The sequence below is a fragment of the Streptomyces sp. NBC_01235 genome, from assembly GCF_035989285.1.
Classification (GTDB): domain Bacteria; phylum Actinomycetota; class Actinomycetes; order Streptomycetales; family Streptomycetaceae; genus Streptomyces.
Window position 1 is genome coordinate 2137024 of the sequence record NZ_CP108513.1, and the last position, 25825, is coordinate 2162848.

Annotated in this window: 22 protein-coding genes and 3 pseudogenes; 14 read left to right on the forward strand and 11 right to left on the reverse strand. The window is 68.7% G+C overall.

Annotated features, from left to right (window positions below; genetic code table 11):
• The first annotated feature begins 77 nt into the window (after window positions 1-77).
• Together OG289_RS09060 and OG289_RS09065 are read left to right on the forward strand one after the other, a co-directional pair.
• Window positions 78-749, forward strand: a complete 672-nt coding sequence (locus OG289_RS09060) for a ribonuclease domain-containing protein (protein WP_327313500.1) — start codon at window positions 78-80, stop codon at window positions 747-749.
• 29 nt (window positions 750-778) lie between these two features.
• A complete protein-coding gene (locus OG289_RS09065; protein WP_327313501.1) occupies window positions 779-1222 on the forward strand; it encodes a barstar family protein in 444 nt (147 codons plus the stop codon).
• 140 nt (window positions 1223-1362) lie between these two features.
• Here the strand turns inward: OG289_RS09065 and OG289_RS09070 are convergent, their stop codons facing one another.
• On the reverse strand, window positions 1363-1746 hold the full coding sequence (locus tag OG289_RS09070; protein WP_327313502.1) for a hypothetical protein: 384 nt from the start codon (window positions 1744-1746) through the stop codon (window positions 1363-1365).
• Window positions 1747-1767: 21 nt separating this feature from the next.
• Here OG289_RS09070 and OG289_RS09075 point away from each other — a divergent pair, with 21 nt between their 5' ends.
• From OG289_RS09075 to OG289_RS09100, 6 genes are all read left to right on the forward strand, one after another.
• A complete protein-coding gene (locus tag OG289_RS09075) occupies window positions 1768-2130 on the forward strand; it encodes a hypothetical protein (RefSeq protein WP_327313503.1) in 363 nt (120 codons plus the stop codon).
• Window positions 2100-2474, forward strand: coding sequence for a hypothetical protein (locus OG289_RS09080; RefSeq protein ID WP_327313504.1), 375 nt, complete (start codon window positions 2100-2102; stop codon window positions 2472-2474). The genes OG289_RS09075 and OG289_RS09080 overlap by 31 nt, the downstream gene beginning before the upstream one ends.
• Before the next feature lie 508 nt (window positions 2475-2982).
• Window positions 2983-3876, forward strand: coding sequence for a transketolase (locus OG289_RS09085; RefSeq protein WP_327313505.1), 894 nt, complete (start codon window positions 2983-2985; stop codon window positions 3874-3876).
• Window positions 3873-4841, forward strand: a complete 969-nt coding sequence (locus OG289_RS09090; protein WP_327313506.1) for a transketolase family protein — start codon at window positions 3873-3875, stop codon at window positions 4839-4841. Before OG289_RS09085 ends, OG289_RS09090 begins: the two co-directional genes overlap by 4 nt.
• A complete protein-coding gene (locus tag OG289_RS09095) occupies window positions 4838-6346 on the forward strand; it encodes an FGGY family carbohydrate kinase (protein ID WP_327313507.1) in 1509 nt (502 codons plus the stop codon). Before OG289_RS09090 ends, OG289_RS09095 begins: the two co-directional genes overlap by 4 nt.
• A gap of 128 nt (window positions 6347-6474) precedes the next feature.
• Window positions 6475-7248, forward strand: a complete 774-nt coding sequence (locus OG289_RS09100) for an SDR family oxidoreductase (RefSeq protein WP_327313508.1) — start codon at window positions 6475-6477, stop codon at window positions 7246-7248.
• A 61-nt stretch (window positions 7249-7309) separates the two neighbouring features.
• Here OG289_RS09100 and OG289_RS09105 read toward each other — a convergent pair whose 3' ends face one another.
• Together OG289_RS09105 and OG289_RS09110 are read right to left on the reverse strand one after the other, a co-directional pair.
• Window positions 7310-8683 carry a sugar-binding transcriptional regulator gene (locus OG289_RS09105; RefSeq protein WP_327313509.1) on the reverse strand — a complete coding sequence of 458 codons (1374 nt, stop codon included), beginning with the start codon at window positions 8681-8683 and terminating at the stop codon, window positions 7310-7312.
• Window positions 8684-8751: 68 nt separating this feature from the next.
• On the reverse strand, window positions 8752-9549 hold the full coding sequence (locus OG289_RS09110; protein ID WP_442819072.1) for a response regulator transcription factor: 798 nt from the start codon (window positions 9547-9549) through the stop codon (window positions 8752-8754).
• A 184-nt stretch (window positions 9550-9733) separates the two neighbouring features.
• On the opposite strand from OG289_RS09110, the gene OG289_RS09115 reads away from it, so the two are divergent.
• From OG289_RS09115 to OG289_RS09125, 3 genes and pseudogenes are all read left to right on the forward strand, one after another.
• The gene (locus OG289_RS09115; RefSeq protein ID WP_327313510.1) at window positions 9734-11425 is read left to right on the forward strand and encodes an AMP-binding protein; all 1692 of its coding nucleotides are present in this window, start codon (window positions 9734-9736) and stop codon (window positions 11423-11425) included.
• 50 nt (window positions 11426-11475) lie between these two features.
• Window positions 11476-12675: pseudogene (locus tag OG289_RS09120) on the forward strand (acyl-CoA dehydrogenase family protein).
• Window positions 12672-13439: an SDR family NAD(P)-dependent oxidoreductase gene (locus tag OG289_RS09125; protein WP_327313511.1), complete on the forward strand. Its 768-nt coding sequence runs from the start codon at window positions 12672-12674 to the stop codon at window positions 13437-13439. Before OG289_RS09120 ends, OG289_RS09125 begins: the two are co-directional and overlap by 4 nt.
• Before the next feature lie 85 nt (window positions 13440-13524).
• On the opposite strand, the pseudogene OG289_RS09130 reads toward OG289_RS09125, so the two are convergent.
• From OG289_RS09130 to OG289_RS09140, 3 genes and pseudogenes are all read right to left on the reverse strand, one after another.
• Window positions 13525-14546, reverse strand: a pseudogene (locus tag OG289_RS09130) (zinc-dependent alcohol dehydrogenase).
• Between the two features lie 9 nt (window positions 14547-14555).
• Entirely contained in the window at window positions 14556-15416 is an 861-nt protein-coding gene (locus tag OG289_RS09135) for a fumarylacetoacetate hydrolase family protein (RefSeq protein ID WP_327313512.1), read from the reverse strand.
• Window positions 15417-15512: 96 nt separating this feature from the next.
• Entirely contained in the window at window positions 15513-16358 is an 846-nt protein-coding gene (locus OG289_RS09140; RefSeq protein ID WP_327313513.1) for an IclR family transcriptional regulator, read from the reverse strand.
• A 77-nt stretch (window positions 16359-16435) separates the two neighbouring features.
• On the opposite strand from OG289_RS09140, the pseudogene OG289_RS09145 reads away from it, so the two are divergent.
• Together OG289_RS09145 and OG289_RS09150 are read left to right on the forward strand one after the other, a co-directional pair.
• Window positions 16436-16732: pseudogene (locus OG289_RS09145) on the forward strand (dihydroxy-acid dehydratase domain-containing protein); the annotation flags it as partial.
• A 90-nt stretch (window positions 16733-16822) separates the two neighbouring features.
• A complete protein-coding gene (locus tag OG289_RS09150; RefSeq protein WP_327313514.1) occupies window positions 16823-17515 on the forward strand; it encodes an SDR family oxidoreductase in 693 nt (230 codons plus the stop codon).
• A 50-nt stretch (window positions 17516-17565) separates the two neighbouring features.
• Here OG289_RS09150 and OG289_RS09155 read toward each other — a convergent pair whose 3' ends face one another.
• The 4 genes from OG289_RS09155 to OG289_RS09170 all read right to left on the reverse strand — a co-directional run bounded on the left by OG289_RS09155 (window position 17566) and on the right by OG289_RS09170 (window position 22975).
• A complete protein-coding gene (locus OG289_RS09155; protein WP_327313515.1) occupies window positions 17566-18474 on the reverse strand; it encodes a carbohydrate ABC transporter permease in 909 nt (302 codons plus the stop codon).
• The gene (locus OG289_RS09160) at window positions 18474-19430 is read right to left on the reverse strand and encodes a carbohydrate ABC transporter permease (protein WP_327313516.1); all 957 of its coding nucleotides are present in this window, start codon (window positions 19428-19430) and stop codon (window positions 18474-18476) included. Before OG289_RS09160 ends, OG289_RS09155 begins: the two co-directional genes overlap by 1 nt.
• Window positions 19431-19437: 7 nt before the next feature.
• On the reverse strand, window positions 19438-20628 hold the full coding sequence (locus OG289_RS09165) for an ABC transporter substrate-binding protein (RefSeq protein ID WP_327313517.1): 1191 nt from the start codon (window positions 20626-20628) through the stop codon (window positions 19438-19440).
• Between the two features lie 265 nt (window positions 20629-20893).
• Complete coding sequence (locus OG289_RS09170) at window positions 20894-22975, reverse strand: hypothetical protein (protein ID WP_327313518.1); 2082 nt, start codon at window positions 22973-22975, stop codon at window positions 20894-20896.
• Between the two features lie 127 nt (window positions 22976-23102).
• Here OG289_RS09170 and OG289_RS09175 point away from each other — a divergent pair, with 127 nt between their 5' ends.
• A complete protein-coding gene (locus tag OG289_RS09175; protein WP_327313519.1) occupies window positions 23103-23729 on the forward strand; it encodes a TetR/AcrR family transcriptional regulator in 627 nt (208 codons plus the stop codon).
• Window positions 23730-23781: 52 nt separating this feature from the next.
• On the opposite strand, the gene OG289_RS09180 is transcribed toward OG289_RS09175, so the two are convergent.
• The gene (locus OG289_RS09180) at window positions 23782-25758 is read right to left on the reverse strand and encodes a tannase/feruloyl esterase family alpha/beta hydrolase (protein ID WP_327313520.1); all 1977 of its coding nucleotides are present in this window, start codon (window positions 25756-25758) and stop codon (window positions 23782-23784) included.
• Window positions 25759-25825: the final 67 nt, after the last annotated feature.

Here is a 25825-nt window from a genome sequence, read left to right on the forward strand (position 1 = left end):
GGGTGGTGAACCACTCGCCGGTGAGCATCCGGGGCGCACCGCCCCGGGGACCACCGACATAATCCAAGGAGCGTGTCTTGTCCACCTTGTCCCCCTCTCGAGTGCCGGAGCCCGAGTCCTCCGTGGAACGCGGCCAGAGGTCCCGGCTCCGCGGCCACCGCCGGATCCTGTCCGTCGTCGGCATGCTGCTCGCCCTCGTGGGCGGTGTCGCCGTCGACTCCGGCACCGCGTTCGCCCAGCCGCCGTCGGGCTCCTGCACCCATACCTGCAACAACCCTCCGGCGGGCGTCTCCCGGGCGGACTGGAACGCCGCGAACCAAGCTGCGGACTTCTGGGCCAACCACACCATCGACTTCCACGCCGTGAACTATTCCGGCGGCAGGAGCTACTACCACCTCGACCAGTGGGCCGGCCGCGGATGGCCCGGCCAGGCAACCGGAGGCCAGTGGTTCGGGTACTGGGAGCCCTCCCTGCACCGCACGCAGTTCGTCTACTACGGCGGCCGGTTCAACGACAACGGCGGAAACCTCGCCAACCACGAACAGAACTTCCTCCATGTCTCGGCGTCCCGGGCCTTTTCGACCGGCAATGGCCGAACGGCTCCCTACGTGGAGTACGACCTCGACTACCACAACGTCGTGGACAACAGGGCTCGCGGCCAGCGGAGGATCGTACGCAACCCCAACACAGGCAACACCTACGTCACGTACGACCACTACCAGTCGTTCTACTACCTGGGCCGCTGGTAGGCCGCAGGGAAGCGAGAAGAAGGAGCTCCATGACCAGCATGACGGCCTGGATCCGACCGCTGACCGCCGTGGACACCCAGCCATGGACACGGGAGGAAGTGCTCGGATCCCACTGCCGCACCGCCCAGGGCATGTTCACCGAATGGGCGGCCCAGCTCGGATTCCCGGACTACTTCGGTCACAACTGGGACGCCTTCCTCGACTGCCTGCGCGGCGCGGTGGACGACGCGGACCACGAGCTGGCGGTCGTCGTCCATGAGGCCGGCGAGCTCCTCGCCGACGAGCAGCCGAACGTGCTGGCGATCCTTCTGACCGTCCTGAGCCAAGCCGCAGGCGGGAACGGCACAGCGCCCGGCCTGCAGCTGCTCCTGGATGACACCCCCGACCGCCTGTCCGGCCTCGCACAGCGCATGGCGGAAGCCGGATACCCCGTGGATCTCGGGGGAGGCGGGGATGCTTCTGCGTCGCACTGATCAGCAACACGACACAGCTGGATCAGGATGAGACAGGATCCACATCGAAGGGGTGCCTCTCACTAGAGTGGCACCCCTTCTGGAGAGCGACATTGACCTGGCCGCTGCCAGGCTGGTCCTTTCGCTAGCGCCTCTGTGTGTCAAGCGGCTGCAGTGAGTTGGGCTCGCTGATCACGTTTCGTGATCCGGTAGACCACGTTGGACAGGCGGCGCTTGAGGGCTCTGCGGGCCTCAGCGGGTATCTTCCCTTCCGTGATTTTGCGCAGGTAGCAGTCCTGTCCGCGTCCACTGCTGCGGATCTGGCGGACGGCGATGATGTGCAGCACCGAGTTCAGGGCGCGGTTGCCGCCGGCGTTGAGCCGGTGGCGGACGTTGTTGCCGCTGAAGGCGTCCAGGCGCTTGGCGGCCAGCACGGTGCCCAGGCCCGGCAGGGTCGTGAGCGTGGTGCGGGTTGTGGCGAGCGCGTCGCGCATCTCGGCCTCGTTGTCCTTGACCTGTCGATCCAGGCGGCGCAAATCGGTCACCTGTCCGCCGTACTGATCGGCGTGTTCTATGCGCTGTCCACCTACGCCCTGACCTCGGCGTACGGTTCTGACGCCGTAGTTGTGGCGACCAACGACCCGACGAATATGCTCAATGACGCGCTCAAGCACTTCGTTTCGTCGAGCGTGTCCGACATCACCCTGGTGCTCATCGCGACCTCCGCCGGCGCCTCGCTGCTCTCCTGCCACAACGTCGCCGCCCGCTACGTCTTCAATCTCGCGGGCGACCGCGCCCTGCCGCCTCCCCACCTCGGCGCCGTTCACGCCCGCCACGGATCGCCCTACCGCGCCTCGATCGCGTTCGCGGCCGTCATTGCCGTGCCCCTTGCCCCCCGGTGTCCGCGAACGCCGACGTCTCCCGGCTGATCGGATCCTTCAGCGGGATCGGCACCCTCGGCATCCTTGTCCTGATGGCACTGGCGAGCCTCGCCATCATCGTCTGGTTCGCCCGCGACGGAGGCTTCGCGGGCGAGCGAGAGCGCCTGGAAGGTCGCGTCGCCCCCGGGATCGCCTTCCTCGCACTCAAGGCCGTCGTCGTCTACGCGATCTCGCACTTCGAGTTGCTTGTTGGCGGCTATCCCGGCCAGTACCTCTGGCTTCTGCTGATCCCGGCGGCAAACCTCGTCGCGGGCTGCATTGTCGCTGCGCGCTTCCGACAGTCGAAGCCGGAGCGATACGCGCGATTGGGACGCGCCGAGTCCGTCTGTTGAGCCGGCAACCGTACACAGAGGGGTACCAGAAGGTCACTGAACGCATCGGTCACCCCTCCCAGCTTTTCGGCTACGGCCGAAACGCAGGCCGTCACAACTGGGTGACGTCACCGCTTGCCCCCGCTCTACACCCACAGCAGGAGCTGCCCGTTGGCCACAGCGGACTCCTGCGCCCGCCGACGCCGGCAGGCGAGCACGGTCCCGTACGCCCGGAAGGCGAGGTGCGCGTTGGCCAGGGCCGCCTAGCCCTTGAGGGCTCGGGCCTCATCGGTGCCGACCGCGTCGAGACTTCTCACCTGCCATGTACGCGTCCACCACATCCCAGCGGTCGCACACCCGATGGCTTGATCCCGGCGCTTCGATCCACGCCCTGTTGCAGGGACTCTGTCGCTTTCACCGGTGTTCCGGCTCTCTCTGGGGCCGTTGGGGTCCGGCCCTCTTGACTCATTCGGATTCGCGAGCTTCACTTCGAATGAATCGTAACGCAGACCTGAATGGATATGCACCCATGGTTCTCGCACCAGTCCCCAGCGCCACGGCGCGGCTCGCCGACATCAGGCGCGAGCTGCGCGAGGCGCCCCCGGCAAAGCGCGCCGCGCGTCTGAGGGAGCTGGCCTACTCGATCCGCCGCAGCGATCTGGAGATGATCAGCCGGGCCGGTCAGGGGCACATCGGCGGTGACTTCTCCGCCGCCGACATCGTCAGCGTGCTGTACTTCGCGGTCCTCGACGTCCGTCCCGAGGAGCCGACGTGGGCCGAGCGCGACCGGTTCGTCCTCAGCAAGGGCCACGCCGCGGGCATCCTGTACTCGGCCCTGGCGCACGCCGGATTCTTCCCCGAGGCGGAGCTGGCCACGTTCATGGAGCCGCTGTCGCCCCTCAACGGGCACCCCAACCGCCGCAAGGTGCCCGGGGTGGAGACCAACACCGGGCCGCTGGGACACGGATTCCCGGTGGCCGTAGGCATGGCGGTCGCCGCCAAATTGGACGACTCCGACCGGCGCACCTATGTACTCACGGGCGACGGTGAGCTCCAGGAAGGCAGCAACTGGGAGGCCGCGATGAGCGCGTCCCAGCAGCGCCTCGGCCGGCTGACCGTGATCGTCGACCGCAACCGCCTCCAGCAGGGCGCCGCCACCGAGGAGACCTCGGGCCTGGACCCGCTCGACGCCAAGTGGGCCGCCTTCGGCTTCGACGTCCGCGCCGTCGACGGCCACAACCACGAGGCCCTCTACCAGGCCCTGAGCGAGGATCGGGCCATCGACGACCGCCCCCTCTGTCTGATCGCCGACACGATCAAGGGCAAGGGCGTGTCCTTCATCGAGAACCGCGTCGAGTGGCACCACAAGGTGCCCACCACCGACCAGACCGCCGCCGCCTTCAAGGAGCTGACCGCCCGATGAGCACCACCACCGTCGCCGTCGAACTGCACGACTGCCGCAAGGCCTTCGCCGAGACGCTGATCGAGCTCGCGGAGGCCGACCAGCGCACGGTGGCCGTCTGCAACGACTCCGTCGGCTCCTCCAACCTCAAGGAGTTCCAGCAGCGCTTCCCGGACCGTCTGGTCAACGTCGGCATCGCCGAGCAACTGATGGTCGGCGTTGGCGCCGGTCTCGCCAACGGCGGCCGTATCCCATTCGTCTGTGCCGCGGCGCCCTTCCTCACCGGCCGCGCCCTGGAACAGATCAAGGCGGACGTCGCCTACTCACGCACCAACGTCAAGCTGTGCGCCATGAGCCCCGGCTTCGCCTACGGCCAGCTCGGCCCGACCCACCACGGTGTCGAGGACTTCGCCTGGATGCGCACCCTGCCCGAAATGGTCGTCCTAGCACCGGCCGACCCGGCCGAGACACGTGAGGCGCTGCACTGGGCCCACCAGTACGACGGCCCCGTCTACCTGCGCATCGGCCGCACCAAGGTGCCCGACCTGGCCCCCCACGTCCCCTTCGAGGCCGGCCGCGCCACGCGCCTGCGCGACGGCCGCGACATTACGCTGATCGGTGTGGGCACGACCGTCTCTGCCGCGTTGACCGCCGCCGGAAAGCTGGCTGCCGAGGGGGTCGACGCGCGCGTGCTCAACTTCTCCACCGTCAAGCCGCTGGATGAAGAGGCGCTGCTCGCGGCAGCCGCCGACACCGGTCGCATCGTCACCGTCGAGGAGGCCAACGTCCACGGCGGGCTCGGCAGCGCCGTCGCGGAGTTCCTCGCCGCCCGCACTCCCGTGCCGATGAAGCTGCTCGGCGTGCGTGACGAGTTCGCCCCGACCGGGAGCCCGGCCTTCCTGTCCGAGTACTTCGGCATCGACACCGAGGCCGTCGTCCGCGCCGCACGCGAGCTGACCGGCGCCGGGCAGGGAGCGGCGGCATGAGTGCCGTGGGCAGAGGCGCCGTCCTCGCCCTCGACCAGGGCACCAGCGGGACGAAGGGGCTCCTCGTCACGGAGGACGGACGGGTGGTCGCCACCGCGCACCGGCCGCTGACCCAGCAGTACCCCGAGCCCGGCTGGGTCGAGCAGGACCCGGCCGTGCTGTGGCGCAGCGTCACCGGCGTGGCCGAGGAACTGGCCGCCCAGGCCGCCACCGCGGGCACGCACATCGTCGGCCTGGGGCTGAGCGTCCAGCGCGAGGCCGTCCTGGTCTGGGACCCGGACACCGGCGCCGCACTGTCGCCACTCGTCAGCTGGCAGGACCGGCGGACCTCCGAGCGGTGCGCCAAACTGGCCGCCTCGGCCGAGAGTGAGTTGATCAGCGGCCGCACCGGTCTGCCGGTGGACCCGATGTTCTCCGCCACCAAGGCCGAGTGGCTGCTCAACCGACTCGATCCGAACCGCGAGAGGTCGGTTGCCGGCCGGCTGCGCGTCGGTACGGTCGACGCCTGGCTGCTGCACCGGCTCACCGGTGGCGCCACCGACGTCACCGAGACGGGCTGCGCCTCCCGCACCCAGCTCGTGAGCCTGGACAAGGCCGACTGGGATCCCGACCTGCTCGACCTGTTCCGCATTCCCCGTACGGCACTGCCCCGCATCGCCGCCTCGGACGGTGCCGGCGAGGAGCTGGGCCACACCCGGAACGTACCGGACCTCGCGGACGGGCTGCCCATCGCGGCGGTTCTCGGGGACTCGCACGCGGCGCTCTTCGCGCAGAGTCTCGGTCGCCCGGGGGTGGTGAAGGCCACGTACGGCACCGGCGCCTCGCTCATGGTCCTCAACCCCGAGGGCCACCGGCCCGCCGAGGGCATCGCCGCCACCCTGGCCTGGCGGCGCACCCGGGACGGCGGGGCCGCACCCGCCCTGGAGGCGAACATAGCCTCCGCGGGCACGGCGATCCGCTGGGCCGCCCAACTGCTCGGCACCGACTCGGCCGGCATCGCCGCCCTGGCGGCCGACGCGCGGGAGGACGCCGAGGTGTACCTGGTCCCGGCGTTCTCCGGACTGGGCGCCCCGTACTGGGACCGCGGCGCCCGTGCGCTGTTGGTCGGCATGGACTTCGACACCGGCCCCGCCGAAGTGGCACGTGCCGCAGTCGAGTCGATGGCCTTCCAGGTGGCTGACACGCTCTCCCGTTTCGACACCGTCCTCGGTGGCCCGGTCGCCGAGCTGCGCGCGGACGGCGGTCCGACGGGCAACGACCGCCTCATGGCGCTCCAGGCCGAGCTGGTCGGCCGGCCGGTGCTACGCGCCGGCCGACCAGAGGTGTCCGCACTGGGTGTCGCGTACCTGGCCGGCACCGCGCTCGGCATCTGGGACGACGCCGACCTGCCCGCCCTCACCCCGCAGGGCACCCGCTTCGCCTCGCACGAGGACGACACCTGGCGCAACCGCCGCATGGCCGGATGGCACGACGCGATTGCCTGCGCACGCGGAAAGCGGACCTGACACCAACCGGGACCGGTAGACCGGTAGGCCCACGCACGAAAGCCGCCCTGCCCTACCGCCCTCGACCGGCATCACCCAAATCCCGGGCCAGCCTCCCATCGCTTCACCACTGTCGAAAGAGCCGCATCATGACCTTCACCCCCGAGGCGTTCTCCCTCAAAGACAAGCCCGCGTTCATCACCGGCGCGGGCAGCGGCATCGGCCGGGCCATCGCCCTGGGCTTCGCCACCTGCGGTGCCGACGTCGCCTGCTTCGACCGCGACGCCGAGGCCGCCCAGACCACCGCCGACCGGATCATCGCGGCGCGCGGCAGAGCTGTCGGCGTCGGCGGAGACGTCACCTCCCCCGAGTCCCTGGCCGAAGCCGTCCGCACCGCCGTCGAATCGATCGGCCCGATCCGTACCGCGGTCAACTGCGCCGGCGTGGCCGACGCCACCGCCGCCGAGGACATGCCCGCCGAGGACTTCCGCCGTGTCGTCGACATCAACCTCACCGGCGTGTTCCTCAGTGCCCAGGCCGAGGCCCGCGTGATGCTCACCCACGGCGGCGGATCGATCATCAACATCGCCTCCATGTCCGGCACCATCGCCAACCGCGGACTCCTGCAGGCCCACTACAACGCCTCCAAGGCCGGCGTCATGCACCTCACCAAGAGCCTGGCCACGGAGTGGGCCGACCGCGGAATCCGGGTCAACTCCATCAGCCCGGGCTACACCCTCACGCCCATGAACCAGCGCCCCGAGGTGGCCGAGCGTCTCAAGGCGTACGCCGCCGACACTCCGCTCGGACGTATCGCCGAGGTCGAGGAGATGGTGGGCCCCGCGGTCTTCCTCGCCTCCGACGCCGCGTCCTTCATGACCGGATCCGACCTGATTGTCGACGGCGGCTACGTCTGCTGGTGAGCGGTGCGCAGCGTCTTCAAGCTTCCGGAACCGCCCCGACACGCGGCGCCTGAACCCGCGGTCAGGCCATCAGGGCCGCAGCCGTCTCCTGATCGGTCACCAGTACATCCACCAGGCCGCCCGCCACAGCCGCCCTGATCGCCTTGTGCTTACGGCTGCCGCCCGCCACCCCGATCTTCCGGCGGGCGGCGGCAAGCTGTTCACGGGTGATGCCGACGACCCGGGAGTCCAGCTCGGACTCGACCGGTCGGCCTTGAGTGTCGTAGAAACGCAGGCACACATCGCCCACCGCACCCAGCTTCTCCAACTCGGCGCGCTCCTCGTCGGAGAAGGCGTTACCGCTGCGGACGAGTGTGCTGGACGGGGTGATCTCGCCGATGCCCACCAGCGCCACGTCCAGGTCGCCAAGTTCCCCCAGGGCCGCCGACACGAACGGGTCCGCGCGCAGCGCCTGCGCGCTCTCCGCCGAACCCGCCACACCGGGCGCCTGCAGGTAGACGGCCTCACCGTTCACCAATTGCGCCAGCTGACCGGTCATCCGCGAGGCGTGACCCGCCGCAGCCGGGTCACCGATTCCGCCCACCGCCTGCACGATGCGCACGTCCTTCAATCCCGGGACCGGCTGCATCGCCTGCACCGTGGCGAGGAGGCTGGCGCTCCACGACGAGATGCCCACGGTGTCGTTTGAGCGCAACGTCGTCTGGAGGTAGTACGCGGCGGCCGCGCCGAGATCTCCAAGCATCGTGCGCTCGTTGTCCGGAGCGGTGTCGACGACCAGGGCGAGCTTCAGCCCGTACCGCTCCTGGAGACCGTCCTCCAGTTCCGGGTGGGTACCGGAGGGCGGCGTCACAGTGATCCGCACGATGCCCCGGTCCTGCGCCTTCTTCAGCAGCCGCGACACCTTCGCCTGTGACAGATCCAGCCGCGCCGCGATCTCCGGCTGTCGTATGCCCTGAAGGTGATACAACCGGGCCACGTGCGTCATCATCCGCAGTTCCTCGCCGACGATCGCCACGGGACACCTCTTCTGTCGTCTTCTGCCATTCGAGCCGCCGTGGCGCACGCATTCCCACGCTTGTCCCGACAGCCCTGCATAGATATTCGCACAGCCCGAGACGGACCCACGTGGGCGTAGAAGGAACGGGCTCGGCGACTGTGGGCAGGTGATCAGCCGCCTCACGCCGGCGTCATCAGCGGTGGCGGGCGCCTCGAGGTTGGGTGCTGACGCCGTGACGCCGGTGCGGGGCCGGGTCTCGACCGCGGGGGCCAGGAAGGCGGCGCAGGCGACGCAGGCAAGGACGACGAGCAGGCGGGGCGTATGTGCCTGTTCACGACGGCGAGAAAGCACGGACCGAACACCCAGGCACCGGCACCAAGTAACTCGACGGCGAGCGGCGACCTCGTCCTGTTCCAGCAGTCCGACAATCGACGGCATCCGCGGCTCCCAGAGAGCGACGACACGTCAGGCCACGATTCACACGGAGTCACGGACCTACCGGCGCACTACGGGAGAAGGCCCCCGCGGCGGGCGGCGACCACGGCCTCGAACCGCGTGCGGGCGTCGAGTTTGCGCATGGCGCTGCGCAGGTAGGCCTTGACCGTTTCTGGCCGGAGAGACAGACGAGCGGCCGCCTCGGCATTGGTGCATCCCAAGGCCACTTGCGCCAGGGCATCGATCTCGCGGGGCGACAGCGGTGAACGGGCCTGCGGTTTCTGTGCTGCGCCGAGGCCGGCCAAACGCTGGGAGGCGTCGAGGAGCCGATCGCGCAGCGTGTCGTCGTGCACGGCCTGGGCGATGGCGCGGAGCTCCGCGTGCAGTTCGCGGATCTCTTCGGCCGCGTTGTGGCTCGTGCCGCGGCCCGGTCCGGTCTCCGAGGCCAGCCGGAGTTTCAGTCGCCGATCGACCTCATCCCGTAGGGCAAGTTCGGTCGCCAACTGCCGTGAGGCGCCGACCATGGCTTCGGCTGCGCGGTCCCCGAGCGGCGTCGAGGCGCGTGTCGCTCCGTACAGCACCCCGCGTACCGAACCGGACACGACGACGGGAACGGCCACGACGGAGCGGATACGTTCCGCCAGGACGGGGGCGTCGTAGTCGTGGGTGATGGAGTCGTCCGATCCGTAGTCCGCCACAGCGGCGGGGCGGCGCTCCACGAGGACATGTCCACCCAGGCCGGTGGCGGCGAAGACGGAGAGTCCACGCAGCCCCGCCGTCTGAACCCCGATGTGCTGTGTCAGGTGAAGGACTTCAGCCTGGACCGGGCCGCCGAAGGCGACGGGAAAGTCACAGCGCCGCTGGGCCAGTCACAGCGCCTGCCGAAACGCGTCACCATCGTCAGGACGCATCGATATAGTCGACATATCCGAAATGGGCTTCATTGCCCCTGCCCCTTTCCGGGGGTAGTCGGCCATCCACGTGACCCGGAGCATAGGTCGCTGTAACGCCACCGCAAAGAGGCAGCCGACCGCGCCAGGAAAGGGGCTGATCATGAGCAGCATCGGTCAATCCGTCGGTGAACAAGAGGCTGACGTTCCGGCCGCCGCGTCGGAGCGGGTCCGGGAACTGCTGGCCCGGTTCGACTCTCCGGAGGCATGCGCTGCGGAGTTGCTGTGCGACCGGCACCCTGCCGACGCCGTGGCCTTCACCGTCGTCGAGGCGGATCTGTCGGCCCGCGATCTCACCTTCGGCGAACTCCGGCGTGACTCGGCGCGATGCGCCGCCGCTCTGGCCGGAATCGGTGTCGACCCTGGCGACGCCGTGGCCGTTCTGATGGGCAAGTCGGCCGACCTGATCGTGGCGCTGCTGGGTATCTGGCGCCGCGGGGCGGTGCACGTCCCGCTGTTCACCGCCTTCGCGCCTCCTGCCATCGCCCTGCGTCTAAAGGCGAGCGCGGCGAAGGCCGTCGTCGTCGACACCGATCAGCGGCACAAGCTCACTCCCGGCGAGGACATGCCCGCCGACGCCCGGTGGCAGGTCGTGGTCGCGGGCGGTGAACCTGCCGAAGGCGAGTTGTCGTTCGGCCTCCTGCTCGGCGCCTATCGCGGGGACGAGCCGGCGGGCCGGGCGGTCGCCGTCGGCGGGGACGCGACGCTGGTCCAGCTGTTCACCTCCGGCACCACCGGGACACCGAAGGCCGTTCTCGTCCCGGTCAAGGCGCTGGCCTCGTTCCAGGCATACCTGGAGTTCGGCCTGGATGTCCGGCCCGACGACGTGCTCTGGAACGCCGCCGACCCTGGTTGGGCCTACGGGCTGTACTACGCCATCCTCGGCCCGCTGGCGGCGGGCCACCGGAGCCTGATGCTGCACTCCGGCTTCTCCCCGGCGCTGACCTGGCAGGTCATGCGCGAGTTCGACGTCACGAACTTCGCCGCGGCTCCGACCGTCTACCGCAGCCTGCGCAGTGCCACGGAACCCGTGCCGGACGGTCTGCGGCTGCGCACCGCCTCCTCCGCGGGTGAGCCCCTCACGCCCGAGGTCATCACTTGGGCCGAGCAGACGCTCGGGGTCCCCGTGCGCGACCACTACGGTCAGACCGAGCACGGCATGGTCGTCGTCAACGGCTGGGCCGACGCCGTACGCTCCCCGGTCCGGCCGGGATCGATGGGCAGGCCTCTGCCCGGCTGGTCGGCCGAGATCCTGCACGACGAACGGGACGAGCCCGCCTCGGCGGGGACGGCAGGCCGCGTCGCGATCAAGGTGGCCGACAGCCCGCTGATGTGGTTCTCCGGATACGCCGGCGCCCCGGAGAAGACCGCCGAGCGCTTCACCGCCGACAGCGAGTGGTACCTCACCGGCGACGCCGGAACCCGGGACGAGGACGGCTATTTCTTCTTCTCCGCTCGCGACGACGACGTCATCATCATGGCCGGGTACCGCATCGGCCCCTTCGATGTCGAGAGCGTTCTGTTGCAGCACGAGCTGGTGACCGACGTCGCGGTTGTCGGAGTGCCTGATGCGCTGCGCGGGGAGGTGCTCGAAGCGTTCGTGGTGCTGCGTGCCGACGTGGTCGGCGACGACGCACTCGCCAAGGAACTGCAGCAGTTGGTCAAGTCACGGTTCGCCGCCCACGCCTACCCGCGCACCGTCCACTTCACCGACCGGCTGCCAAAGACCCCCAGCGGGAAGATCCAGCGCTTCGTCCTGCGGCAGCAGCGCCGTGACGAACTGGACGGCCGCTGACACCTCTTGGCACCTCCCGCGTCTTACGAGATATCCGGAGACCCCATTCCATGCCTGTCTCACGCCTGCTGCCGACTGAAGAGGCGGCGGACCTCCTCGACCTGACACGCGAGATCGCCGAGCGCCACCTGGCGCCACGTGCCGCGGAACACGAAGCGGCGGAACGCTTCCCCCGCGAGGTGTTCCGGACGCTCGGCCGGTCCGGTCTCCTCGCCCTGCCGTACCCCGTCGAGTACGGCGGTGGCGGACAGCCGTACGAGGTGTATCTGCAGGTCGTCGAGGAGATCGCGGCCCGTTGGGCGAGCGTCGGCGTCGGGATGAGCGTGCACGCGTTGTCGTGCTTCCCGCTGGCCACGCACGGCACCGACGCTCAACGCGAGCGCCTGCTGCCGCAGTTGCTGGCCGGCGACCTGCTCGGGGCCTACTGCCTGTCCGAGACGCACGCGGGCTCGGATCCGGCCGCCATGACCAGCCGGGCCAGGCGCGACGGTGACGCGTACGTGCTGCGCGGTGCCAAGGCGTGGACGACGCACGCGGGCACGCGGACTTCTACACGGTCATGGCGCGCACCTCCGACGACCGGGCCCGAGGCGTCTCCTGCTTCCTCGTGCCGGCTGACGCATCAGGTCTCCAGGCCGATCCGCCGGAACGCAAGATGGGCCTGACCGGGTCGGCCACCGCAACCATGCGCTTCGATGACGTCCGGGTGCCGGACGACCGGCTCATCGGGGAGGAGGGCCAGGGACTTGCCATCGCGCTCGAGGGTCTGGACGCCGGCCGGCTCGGTATCGCGGCGGTGGCCGTAGGACTGGCGCAGGGCGCGCTGGACGACGCCCTCACCTACGCGCCAGCAGCGGGAGACCTTCGGCCGCAAGATCATCGACCACCAGGCGATCGCCTTCCTGCTCGCCGACATGGAGGCCGCGGTCACCTCCGCCCGGGCGACCGTGCTGGCCGCGGCGCGCCGCAAGGACGCCGGGCTTCCCTACGGCCGACAGGCCAGCATCGCCAAACTCATCGCCACGGACGCCGCGATGTGGGTCACCACCGAGGCGGTGCAGGTCTTCGGGGGCGCCGGCTACACCCGTGACTTCCCCGTGGAGCGCTACATGCGGGAAGCCAAGGTCATGCAGATCTTTGAAGGAACCAACCAGATCCAGCGCATGGTCATCAGCCGCGACCTCGCCCGCGGCAATCCCGGCCCCGCCACCCACGTCGTGCCCGTCGCGCCCACCGAGGTCCACCCATGAACCCCAACGCATCGGTCGCCCTGGTCACCGGCGGCGCCAGCGGGCTCGGCCGCGCCGTTGCCAGGGAGCTGCTCACCGCAGGAGCCCACGTGGTCATCGCGGACCTCCCCACGTCCCCGGGATCGGGCGTCGCCGCCGAACTGTCCTGTCTGGGCAAGGTGGTGTACGTCTCCTGCGATGTGACGGACTCCGGGTCCGTACAGGCCGCCGTCGACACCGCCGCCGGGCTCGGACCGCTGCGTATCGCCGTGAACTGCGCCGGCGTGGCCACCCCTGGCAAGCTGCTGTCACGTCGCGGGCCGTTGCCCCTGGAGGAGTTCGAGCGCGTCGTCCGGGTCAATCTCGTCGGAACGTTCAACGTCTTCCGGCTCGCCGCTCAGCGCATTGCCGAGACCGAGCCAGTGGCGGGCGAGCGGGGCGTGCTCATCGCCACGGCGTCGATCGCGGCTTACGACGGACAGGTCGGCCAAGCCGCCTACGCCGCCTCCAAGGGCGGGGTGGTCGGGCCCACGCTCCCGGCCGCACGGGAACTGGCACAGCATCAGATCAGGGTCGTCTCCATCGCGCCGGGACTCTTCGACACTCCGCTCATGGCCGGACTGCCGCTGGATGCTCGCGAGTCCCTGGGCCGACAGGTGCCACACCCGGCGCGGCTCGGCGATCCGGCCGAGTTCGCGGCGCTGGTCCTCCACGTCGTGGTGAACCCGATGCTCAACGGTGAGGTCATCCGGCTCGACGGCGCCGTCCGCATGGCCCCGCGCTGACGAGCCGCCCCTCGGCCACCGCCTATCACTGCCACGATTCAGCTGCTCAGTCTGCCTGAGCCTCCACGAACCGCCGTCGCATCTCTCACTCCCCGCCCAGGCGCGGGTCGACATGGATCTTGGGGCGGGCTCCGGCACCCGCTGGGCGATCACCGGCGAGTATTGGCCCGACCTGGTCCAGGCCCACGGTCGCCCCCACCAGCGGGCGGGGATCCACGAGCCCGTCCGCGTACGCGGTGACGGTCGCGTCGAGGGCGGGAGACGCCGAGAGCACACCGACCGCGGTGACGTCCTTGAGCGCGAGCGTGCGGGTGTCGATCAGGCTCGGTTCGCGGGCCAGACCGATGTAGACAACGCGGCCACCAGGCTCCACCAACTCCATTGCCAGCTCAGGCAGTTGGGCAGCGTTGGAAGCGTCGACGACCGCGTCGAAAGGAAGGTCCGGGAGGGTGCCCTCCCGCCAGAGCCGCTCGAAACCGAGGCTGCCCGCGAAGTCCAGGGAACTCTGTGTCTCGCCCATGAGGTGCACGTCGGCGCCCATGGCCCGCGCGAACATCGCGACCAGCAGCCCGATGGTTCCGGGACCGAGGACCAGTACCCGTTTATTCCGGTCCGGCGCCGCGGCGCGGGCCGCGCGCAGGGCGTTGCCGCCGGGTTCCACCAGGGCGCCGAGCACGGCGTCGACGGATGGGGACAGGGCGTGCAACGAGGAGGCCGGTACGGCTACTTGCTCGGCCAGTGCTCCCGGCCGGGGGCCGCGGACGCCGAGTTCCTCCCGCCGCTCGCACACGTGCTGCTGACCGCGTACGCAGCGGCGGCACGTCCCGCAGCCCAGCATGGTGTCCCCCGTGACGCGCCGCCCCAGCCAGCCGGCGTCGACGCCCTGCCCGACGGAAGCGACGCGGCCGGACCATTCGTGGCCCAGGCGCAGCGGGTAGGCGGCCAACCCCTGGTGCAGGTAGGCCATGTCGCCCGTGAACAGCTCGAGTCGGTCCCGCACACCCCGACCCGTTCGACGTCGACCACAACCTCGCCGGGTGCCGCGGACGGCTTCGGCAGGTCCTGGACTTCGTACGTGCGAGGAGCAGTGACGACGAATGCCCGCATGGCGCGCGCTCACCGGGGCCCGACGACGCGCTGGCGCTGTGCGCCGAGGCCGCTGATGCCCAGCTCCATCACGTCACCGGGCTTGAGCCACAGCGGCGGGTCGAAGCCCATGCCGACGCCGGGCGGAGTGCCTGTGTTGATGAGGTCGCCGGGCTCCAGGACCATGAACTGGCTCAGGTAATGCACGATGAAGTACGGGTCGAAGATCATCGTTTTCGTGTTGCCGTTCTGGCGGCGCACCCTGTTGACGTCCAGCCACATGTCGAGCGCGAGGACGTCGTCGATCTCATCGGCGGTCGCCAGCCAGGGCCCGGCGGGGTTGAAGGTCTCTGCGGACTTGCCCTTGGCCCACTGCCCGCCGCGTTCCAACTGGAAGGCACGCTCACTGACGTCGTTGACGACGACGTACCCGGCGATGGCGTCGCGCGCCTCTTCCATTGAGCCGAGGTAACTGGTGCGCCGGCCGATGACAATACCGAGCTCCACCTCCCAGTCGGGCTTGGTGGAGCCGCGCGGGATGCGCACATCGTCGTTGGGACCGACGAGGGTGTTGGGCGACTTGGTGAACAGGATCGGTTCGTCCGGCACCGCCATCCCGGATTCAGCCGCGTGGTCGCGGTAGTTGAGGCCGATGCAGAGAATCTGGTGCGGTCGCGCGATGGGGGCGCCGATGCGCTCCCCGGTGAGGTTCAACACCTGGCCCGCCGCTGCACGCTCGGCCACGACAGGACGTACGCGGTCGAGCCCGCCGGTCCCGAAGAACGTCTCGCCGAAGTCGGTAACGACGTCGGACAGGTCTACGTATGTGTCGTCGTCCACGCGGGCGACGGGCCTCTCGGCGCCGACGGCACCGATGCGCATGAGGTACACGGGCTCAATCTCCAGATTCGGGTGGGCAGTTCAGGCGTGAAGCGGGCCAAAACGGTCCACGGTGGGCTCGCCGGTCGGGGCCGTGAGGGCTGCCGTTCAGCGGAGCGGTTCTCCCAACGGGCCGAGCAGCCCACGGATTTCGTCGTACGCGCCGACCAGCGCGTTCAGCGGCGTGCGATACGTCAGCGCGCTGATGCTCACCGCTCCGGACGGGGCCGTCGCCGAGATTGCGTACACGGGCAGCGCCAGGCAGTTGACACCGGGCTCGTTCTCCTCGTCGTCCAGGGCGTAACCCCGCTCCCGTGTGGTCTCGAATTCCTGATGCAGTGCGGCGGCCGTGAAGCGCGTCCGCGGGGTGCGCCGCTCCAGAGGGTCGTCGCCGATCCAGGCCTCGACGTCGGCGAGGGACCTCAACTCATAGGCGAGTAGCAGCTTTCCGACACCGGTTGCGTGCGCGGGATTGCGGCCCCCGACTGTGGAGGTCAGGCGGACCGCGCCAGCGGGCGGATCGACCTTGGCACGGTAGACGACTTCATGGCCGTCGAGCACCGCATAGTGCGCGGTCTCATTGAACCGCTCGGCCAGCGCCTCCAATAGGGGCCGTACGCGGACATGGTCGGGGCGGGCCTCATGGTGAGCGAAGGCCATGCGCAGGAACTCGTCCCCGAGCAGGTAGCGCCCCTGGGCGTCCTGGTCGGCGAGACCCGCTCGGCGAAGAGACTGCAGGGCACGATGCACGGTCGGCTTCGGGCTGGCGATCACGCGCGTCAGCTCTTCCAGGCCCGCGCCTTCCGGGTGGCGCGCGAGTTCCCTGAGAACGGCGAGCACCCGATCGGACCCCACAAGCCCCTTGTCCTCGCGCTCAGTTGAACGCGGTGTCAGGGGATCGCACTTCTTGCCGCCGGGGGCTTTCGGTCCGTCGAACCTCTGCGTATCGTCCATGGTGTTCCAAATATTAGACCGCCGTACCGATTATTGGAAAGAGTTGCATGTGAAGCTCCGAAGCTCGCCACGCCTATATCCACCGCGCCTGGACGCGTCGGGGCGTACCGGACGACGCCTTCGCCGACGGACCGCAGATCGCCACCGCCAACACCGCGCCGGACCTGCCCCCTTGTAACGCACATCTGAACGAGCTCACGGCAACGGTGCGTACGAGGCGGGCGGCATCCCGCTATACCTGCCGGTGGTGTCGCTGGGCAAGACGCAGGTGCCGCCCAAGGCCATGCTCTGACCGCAACATGGCGGCTATGGCCACGGAGGAGATACTGCGGGCCAATCCCATAGACGACTTTGCCCTGTTGGGCGGCTGTGACTTCGACCTCAGCCGCGAATCCCACTGACGGGCCGGTCATACGGGCCACCGGACGCCCGGCTCCTCACCCCTGACGACACACAGGAGAGGCATGATGACGACTCCTGCCAGGATCGCCCTCGTCACCGGGGGCGCCGGCGGACTCGGTGCCGCCACCGCCGAACGCCTGCGAACCGACGGCATCAAGACAACCACCCTCGACCTCGCCGGTACCGCAGCCGACATCGGGGTGGACGTGACGGACGAGTCCGCGCTCCGTCAACTGGCTGCAGATATAGGGCCAGTGGACATTTTGGTCAACTCGGCCGGCATCGTCGGACCGAACGCCCCGCTCGTCGACACCACGCCCGAGGAGTGGCGCCGCGTCCTCGACGTCAACGTCATCGGGACCGTGAACACCATGCGCGCCTTCGTGCCCGGTATGCGCGAGCGCGGCTGGGGCCGCGTCGTCAACTTCGCCAGCATGGCGGGCAAGGACGGCAACCCCAACCTGTCCGCCTACTCCGCGTCCAAGGCCGCAGTCATCGCCTTGACCAAGTCCGCCGGCAAGGAGCTGGCCACCAGCGGCGTCCTGGTCAACGTCATCACGCCGGCCGTCATCGCCACGCCCATGAACGATTCCACCGCCCCCGACGTGCTGGAACACATCACCGGACTCATTCCGATGCAACGTATCGGGCGCCCGGAGGAGGTGGCCGAACTCGTCGCGTTCCTCACCTCCGACCGCGTCAGCTTCTCCACCGGCGCCGTCTATGACATCAGTGGTGGAAGAGCGACCTATTGACGGTCGAGGTCCATGGTCAGGTAGCGGCGGCCTGGTCCGCGGGACAGGGCCTATCCCTTGATCGCGCCTTCGGAAAGCCCCGAGACGATGCGCCTCTGGACGAACAGGTAGGCGATGACGAGCGGCAGGCTCGTGAGCACGACGTGCGCGAAGATCAGATTCCATCGCGCAATCGACGTGTCCGGCGACGCCGATGCGAACTGGTAGAGGGCCATCGGGAGCGTTGCCCTTTCACTGCCCTGGAGAAGGAACGCCGCGAAGAAGAACTCGTTCCAGATGGTGACGATCAGGATCATGGATCCGACCAGGAGCACAGGAAGCAACAGCGGCAGAATGACGTGCCGGTAGATCTGAAGTCTGCCCGCGCCGTCGACCTCCGCGGCGTCCTCCAGTTCGGCCGGCATCGCCCGGATGAAACCGGTGGCGAGGAAGACGACCGTTCCCAGGCGGGTCCCGGTCATCACGAGGAAGTAGCCGAGCCGCGTGCCGTCCAGGCCGGTCAGCTGCAGCTCATAGATGGTCGGGAGGACGGCCGGCGGAAGCAGGATCGACAGCACCGTGAGGTTGTAGGCGAAGTTCATCGTCGTACTGCGCGATCTCGCGTACGCCCATGCCGCCAGCGAACCGAGAAGTACCGCCGAGGCGATGGTCGGCACGGCGATGAGAACGCTGTTCATGACGGCCGTGCCGTAACGGCCCTCGTGGATGACCGTGGAGTAGTTGTCGGTAAGGCTCCAGGCTTTCGGCAGCCCGAGCCCCAGCACACTGGCCTCTCTGAGGGGCTTGACCGAGTTCACCAGCAGGAGCCACAGCGGGATTCCGATCCAGCCCGCAGCAACAGTCGTCAGGAGCACGACTCGGGTGATCTCCCGGAGCCCTTTCCGACCGGCACGGACTGCTGGACGTCGGCGAACCACCGCCTGAGGCTGAGGCCGAGAGCTAGTAGCGATGCCGGCCATCACGCCTCGATCTCGCGACTGCGCAGGAACGCGATCAGCGGAAGGGCGATCGCGGCCACCAACGCGGTCACCACCAGGCTCAACGCGCTCGCGGTTCCGAAGAAGCCCCCGCCGTACTGCGTGAACACCGCGATGTTGAGCACCGTGGTGGAATCGCCGGGACCTCCACGGGTCGTCGCCATGATGATGTCGAAGGCGCTCAGCGCTCCGATAAGTGTCACAACGATCGTGAACGTGAAGGCCGGCGCCAGGAGGCGAAGGCGGATACGCCAGAAGCGCTGCCAGGCGTTCGCGCCGTCCACCGTCGCGGATTCGATGACGGACCGTGGTATCGCGTTGAGTCCGGCGATGTAGACCAACGTCGTCAACCCACTCCACTTCCAGGCGTCGATGAATGCTGTGGTGGCCAACGCGCTGAAGCCGTGCCCCAGCCAGGCGTAGTCGAAGCCCGGTACGACCAGGCCGATGGCCCTGTTGAGTGGTCCTGCCGGGGCGACGATGGCGGACCAGATGTATCCCGCGGCGACCGGTGCGATGAGGACCGGCAGGAAGAACACGGCGCGGAAGACGCTGTTGACCCGATCGGAACGCTGCAGTGCCAGGGCCAGGGTGAGGCTGAAGGCGTTCTGGACGATCATGGCCATGACCGCGTACGTGAGTGTGGCCTCGAGCGCCCCTGCCAGGATGCCCTGGTCGGCCATGCTCCGTAGGTTGTCGAGGCCGTTCCAGCTGATGTCTTCGGCATAGCCGGTCCATTCGGTGAACGCGAAGCGCATGTTCAGCAGGAACGGGAGCAGGAAGAACGCGCAGACCAGGAGGAAGGCCGGCAGGGCGAAGGGCCACCACCGATGCCGGCCGCGGCGGGCTTTTCTCGTACGACGGGCGCTCCCTGAGCAAAGCCCGCCGAGCGCCGGAGGGACGTTCGCCATCGTCTGCGCCGATCGAAGGGGTCGCATCGACTCGTCACCACCCCGGCAGACCGGCGGCCTTGGCGCCCTGCTCGAATGCGGTCTGCGCCTTCTTCCCCACACCCTGCGGTGTCTCCTGGCCGCTGAGAATCCCGGTGGTGTAGGTGGGGAACCGGTCGCTGAAGCCCACCAGGTCGGTGTTGAACGCCAGAGCCGAGTTCCGCTTGTACGCGGCGGTGATCTGCTGCTGGAGGCCCTGCACGCCGGACGGCTCTGCGAAGCCCGAAAGTAGCGGGGCCGTCTTGGATTCGTCGATGTACTGCTGGTACCCCTCACCGGTGGCGTACTTGATGAAGGCGAGTGCCGTGCTCTGCCGCCTGGCATCCCCGGTTTTGGGGACGTACCAGGTGCCGGAGACATTCGGCGCCCAAGTCGCTACGGGGCCGTGCGCCGATACTGCGGCGAAGCCGATGGTCGCGTCCGTCTTGTCGGTGTCGCCGCCGAACTCCTGGTTGAGCGGGCTGAGATCGGAGCCGAGTGCGACCATCGCGCTCGACCCGTCGGCGACGGATCTCACCGACGCCTCGAACGTGGCGGTGGTGGCATCCTTGTTGAAGCAACCGTCCTTGCGCAGCCGATCGTACGCAGTCGCTCCGGCGACGAACGGGCCGTTCCGGTCGTCGAACGCGGCCTTCTTGTCCATGACCTTCTGTGCCCAGTCATCCCGCTTCTGAGCCGAGCTCATGTACAGGATGCCGCCCAGAATCTGTGTGGGCCATTGTGAGCCGCCGCTCTCCCAAAGGGGGCTCACGGCAGGATCCTTCGCTTTGAGCACCGAGCAGATGAGGCTCAGGTCGTTGTACGTCTTCGGGGCTCGCAGTCCGGCTTTCTTGAGCACGTTCTTGTTGTAGAAAATGCCGAAGAGCCCAGGGCTCTGGGTGACCGCGGCGTACACCTTTCCGCGGTACGCCCCGACGTGCTGGTAGAGGTCGCCGGACTCGGCGACGTACGGCATGCTCGACAGATCCACCATGTTCCGGGCCGGGTTGAGGGCCCAGAAGGCGGAGGTGGCGTGGTATTCGAGGATGTCGGGCCGGTCTCCGCTGGCCCACTTCGTCTGGACCTGGTTCTCGAAGCCGTCCGCGGCGATCTCGATGATGTTCATCTTGACGCCGTACTTCTCCCCGAACCGCTCGTAGACGTTTCTAATCGATTCAGGGTCGGAGCTGTTGGTCCAGACAGTCAACTCCTTGGCCTGGACCGTAGCCTCTCCCGTCCCCGGAGGTCCGGAGTCCCCGCCGACGCCAGGGTTCGAGCACGCGGTCATCGCCAGAACTCCGAGGATTCCCGCTGCTGCACCTATGCGCGTTACGCCCTTCATCAGGTGACCTCCTCCTGTGCGGCTGCGGAGCCTGTCCACGTGCATGAGGTTCGTGTCGGACGGGCGAGGGCAAGGACCTCGGCAGTCCTCGCCCTCGCTGTCAGACACATCCGCCGCGCCGATTCGATACTCAGCGGACCCGCAGGTTCGTCGGCGTGAGCGTCTCGCCGGCCGTCACCTTGACCGTGGCCGGACGGCCGCCGGGGACCTTGATGACAGCTATGCCGCGGTCATTGGTGTAGGCGTCCTGACCCGAGGTGTCGATCCGCGCGTGGGTCACCGGCCGGGTGTCCACAGCGGTCCCGTTCGGTCCCATGCCGGCGACGCTCGCGGTCACCCTGATCTCGAAGCGGCCATGGCCGAGGCTCTTGGCCGTCGCCTTCATCTGCGGCTTCTTCGGCAGTTGCTCAGGGCAGGCGCCCTTCTGCGTCAGCCACGAGGGCGGTCCCGTTATGGTCTTGCCGTCGTAGGTGACGGTGGAGGAGCCCTTGTAGGTCGGCGTCCCGGTGGCGTTGCCGCCGGTGATCTCGAGGTCCTTGCGGAGCGACCCTGTGTGCTCCCCCGTCATCACCAAGTTGGTGACCTCGTGGACCTTCGTGATGCCGGGTTCCAGGACATCGATCTTCTTGGTCCCGTCGAGGAATGTCTTGCCGTCCTCGGAGTAGTTCTTGTACGTCGCGGAGAAGTCCCCGTAGACCGCGCCCTGCTTGCCGTTGTAGCTGATGTCCACGGTGCCGCCGCCCGGACCGTCGAGAGTCACGTCTCCGACGTAGCCGAACGGCGGGTGCCAGTCGGCCGGGGCCGGGGCCCAATCGCCGACCTCGGAGCTGACGACGGGATTTGCCTTGGTTGGCTTGCGGCTGGGCATCTCCGCGATGGCCAGATAGTCCGGAACCTCGCCGGAAAACAGTCCGGAGCCCTTCTTGACCGCGTTGAGCGCGAAGCTCGTCCCGTCCGGGCTCCATGCGGACCATCCCGTCACGGTGGTATGCGCGTGCACGTCCGGAGCGATGATCGGCTGCCCCGACACCGCACCTCCGTGGTCGCCCTCCCCGGGAGTCAGCCACACAACGCCACCGCAGGCCAGGTTGTTGGGCGTGTTGATCAGCATGCCGGCCTCGGCGCCGACCATCGGCGCGTCGATGAAGCTGCGGTGGGGCATCAGGCCTCCGAGCGCGTCCCACATGGTGTGGGTCCGGTTGCTCCACACCACGGCACTCCTGCCGTCGGGCGAACCGGCGAAGTCCTCGTCCCAGTCCGGGTGGTGGGTCAGCCGCTTGCGGACCCCCGTCTTGAGGTTCACCTCCCAGACTTCGGGGTTCTCCGAATGGGTGCCGCCCGAGTGCACGTACGTCACATGGCTTCCGCCATGGGTGAAGGTCTTCAGCTCGTAGAGCCCCGTGCTCTCCGACCAGGCGTCGATGTTCCGGTCGGTCGCCGACGTGGGGCCGGGCGGGTTGATGACCTTGGGGTCTTCGGCGACGTACTTGTTCTCCTTGCGTACGAGCTTGGCGACCACCATCTGCTCGAGGCCGTCGGTGCGGACGTCCGAGTAGCCGATGTGCTTTCCGTCCTGCGCGAGGGTGGGGTAGGCGCCCTGCCGGACGACGCTCTGCGGTCTGTTCGCCGCACCGCCCGGCGGGATCACGCCGCCCGGAGGGTTCGCCGGGGAGAGGTCGTACGGCAGGTACTTGGACGTGCGGCAGTTCACAATGCTGGGCGCGCATTCGAGCACGCCGTAGAACCCGAGGAAGGCCCGCTTGCCGTCCGCGAACGGGAAGACGTAAGGAAGCCGCGGGATGTCAGCCCCGGTCGAGCAGGTGAGGCACCGGACGTCCTTGCCCTTCAGGTCGGTGATCCACACATCGCTCTTCGTCTTGCCGTCCACCGTATGGGTCCCGGGGAACAGCAGGTGCCTGCCGTCGGGGGTGAAGGACGGGGAGGACCCGCGCACCTCCGGTGGCAGCGGGACACGCTTGAAGGTGATCGGCTCGAACGGAACATCGCCGGTCCTGCCCGCGGGTGCGGCCGCACGGTCGGCCCCCGCTTCGCCGCCGCTGGCGCCGGCATCAGTCGCCCCCAGCGTCAGGAGCAGGGACGCGGTGGCGCCCAGAGCGGGCAGGATCCGCCAACGCACGCTCGCGCTCACTGACGGATACATCGACCGCGCCGTCGTCCCGGCGGCGCGACGGCGCGAACGGAAAAGGGACATCTTTCCTCCGTGCGTGTGGTTGTGGATGTGAGTGGGGTGTTGCGGAGAGATTCCGCGTTCTTTACTTCGCGTAAAGCTAGGATGGAGCTTTACTTCGCGTCAAGAAGCCGTCCTATACTTTCTTCTCATGTCCGTCCGCACCGCGCTCGGCCCGAGTGGCCGCCGCTTCGACGAAGACCAACTGCTCGACGCCGCCCGTGGCGTGTTCCATGCGGCCGGCTACAGCGCTGCCCAGATCGCCGACATTGCACAACGGGCAGGGACGACCAGGCCCACGCTCTATGCCCGCCTCGGCAGTAAGGAGCAGATCTACCGTCGCGTCATCGAACGCGAGGCGGACGTTCTCAATGCCTGGATCGCCGATGCCTACGAGCACGGGGCCGGACTGTCGCTCACTCAACTTGCGCAGACGGGAATGGAGCCGCTCTTCCGCCTGGCCGCAGAGCGCGCCGAGGGCTTCGACCTGCTCTTCCGTGGGGACAGGACCGGCGACCATCCCACAAGTCTTCGGCGGCAGGTGCTGGGCGCGGTGACAGAACGGCTCGCAGGCCTCATCGAGCGCCGCCGACAGCCCTTCGGCCCGGCGCTCGGGCCGACCGCTGAAGCGCTCGCCGCCGCCTGCGTCGGCGTCGCCATTCAGGTCTGTGAGCACGCCATCGACCGCGGCGACGATCTCGACGAGGCTGGGCACCTGGCCGCGCAGTTCGTCGCCAACGCGTTCCGCAACCTCGACTTCGACGCACTCACCGAGTAACGCGGCACTTCGGTACCAGGCAGGCTCGGTACGGGGAGGACGCCTGGTTCGCTCAGGATCCGTCCGTCACGCGCACCTGGAGCCGCGCCAGGTTCTCCACGACCCGGACCGGGTCCGAGGTGTCGCCTTGGCGATGGCTTGCCACGCGCAGCACGACCACATGGGTGCCCACTTCCGTGAAGCAGTGCTCCACGTCGATCGTCAGGTTCGACGCCGGCTCCTTGATCTGAGCCTTCTGCTCGAAGCGGCCCGTACCGTCCAAGTCCCAGGCCGCCCCGACCACCGAGCCCGCGTCGGGCGGGACCTCGACGTCGGCCGCGAAGCGCACGGTCTCGCCGACCCTGGCCTCGACCGGCCCCGCGAGGGAGACGAGCGGTTGGATTCCGCCCCGCTGCCCGGCTGTCGGCGCTAGCAGCGTCCTGTTCCAGGCGTCCAGCTCGCAGGAGGTGTCGGCCGGCGGTTTCACACCGTCCTCCACCCATGCCACGAGGTCATCGAGCGCCTGCAGCGCGGCGCCGAGGAACCTGATGAACCGCAGGTTGGTCTCGGTGCCGAGCTCGGGTGAGGCCTCGCCGTGCATGGCGTTGTCGAGGATCCAGAGCCGTATGCGGTCGTCGCCGTCCCCGCATCGGGCGCGCACCGACTCGACGTAGTCATGCGCGAAGACCGGCGGGCACAGGTGATCGAGGGCGCTCTGGACGACGATCATCTTGCCCTCGAACCGGCCGGTTGGAAGGGCGCAGAGCACGGCCCGGCGCTCGGCGTCGGCGGGGCGCTGCGGCCAGATCGGCCGGCCGTCGTTCGCCCAGTGCCGCATGGTCGGCCGCTCCGGGTCGACAATGTGCCGGTGGTAGTGGGACCAGGCCTGCTCGAAGGTGTTGTCCAGGGTGATCTCGTCGCCCACCTGCGGTGCCGGGCGCTCGTGGAAGTCGACGAAACCGATGCAGTCACCGGTGACGGCCGTACACACGCGCAGGACCTCACGGCCGAGCTCGCCGACGGTGAACCGGCAGCCCATCAGGTCGCTGGTGAGTTCGACACCGGCGAGTCGCGCACCGACCACGTGCTCGGGCGCAAGCAACTCACGGAGCCCCTCGATGAGCGGCTCCATCAGCGCGGGAGCTTCCGGATCCGACGCGCGGACCAGGCCGGTGACGGTGCCGGTCGTGCGGTACGGTTCCTTGCCCTCACCCGCGTAGCCAGGGAGGTTCCAGAAGTCCTCCGCGTACTCGGGGTCGATGAGGGGGATCCAGTTCGCCCAGTCGGACGCCGCCATGCTGAGCAGATACTCGGCCCCCTTCGGATACCCGGCGCAGTAGAGGTCGGACAGGCACTGCCGCTGCTCGTCCGTGTCGAGGACCGCGAAGGGGTCGGAGCCCGCGTCGACGGCGGCGGTGATCTCGTCCTTCTTGTGCCGCAGGGCGACTTCCGCACGGATCCAGACCGACCAGTAGTGCCAGGCCAAGTGCTGATTGACCATGACGATCGGGACCGCGCCGTCCCACAGACCGGGCACCTGCTCCATGCCCGACACCGACCGGGCGCCGCCGCCACTGCCGCCGATGAGGTAGGCGTGGTGCGGCCGGGCCCCCAGCAGTTCCGCCGCGGCCGTCTTGGCGTAGCGCGCGGTCTGTGCGCTTGCCCGGTGCGACAGGATCGTGAGGTCCTCCGGGAGGCCCGGCCCTCCGACCCCGGGCCGCTCAGGAGTCAGGATCCAGCCCTGGTTCGACGCCACGACGAAGGCGCCCAGCCGGAAGGCGCTGCGGAGCAGCTTCTCCAGGTACTCGGGAGGGTGCGCCTCGGATCCTCCGACACCGCCCGCAAGCTCCTGGACCATCCGGCCCTGGTAGGCGTCGCGCTCCGGCAAGTACATCACGAAGCGGGTCTCGGTGCCCTCGAACCCTCCGTGCAGGTAGCGGTGCGGGATGGGGCTCTCGCGCCACTCGTCGACATCGATGAACGCGGGGCCGAACGCGGGGTCGTCCTGGTGCGCCGCATCCGCTACGGCGGCGAGGTCCTGATCGGTCATTTCTCGGTGACTCGCAATCTCGGTCGTGAAGGCATCGGTCAAGAAAGGCATCAGTCATGGACGGAGT